Raw genomic sequence first — 293 nt, 5'->3', positions numbered from 1 at the left:
GTGAGGGGAGTGAAATAGAACCTGAAACCGTGTACGTACAAGCAGTGGGAGCCCTTCGGGGTGACTGCGTACCTTTTGTATAATGGGTCAGCGACTTACATTTTGTAGCGAGGTTAACCGTATAGGGGAGCCGTAGGGAAACCGAGTCTTAACTGGGCGTCTAGTTGCAAGGTGTAGACCCGAAACCGGGTGATCTAGCCATGGGCAGGTTGAAGGTTGAGTAACATCAACTGGAGGACCGAACCCACTAACGTTGCAAAGTTAGGGGATGACCTGTGGCTGGGGGTGAAAGG

General features: G+C 52.2%; 1 rRNA gene. It reads left to right on the top strand.

The window, feature by feature from the left end:
* Nucleotides 1-293: ribosomal RNA gene (locus tag J9889_RS24795) — 23S ribosomal RNA — on the top strand; the annotation flags it as partial.

The sequence above is a fragment of the Aeromonas sp. PrichA-15 genome (assembly GCF_017939245.1).
Taxonomy (GTDB): Bacteria; Pseudomonadota; Gammaproteobacteria; order Enterobacterales; family Aeromonadaceae; genus Aeromonas; species Aeromonas caviae.
Note: the sequence above shows the minus strand (reverse complement) of the source record. Positions and strands in the feature narration are given on the sequence as shown.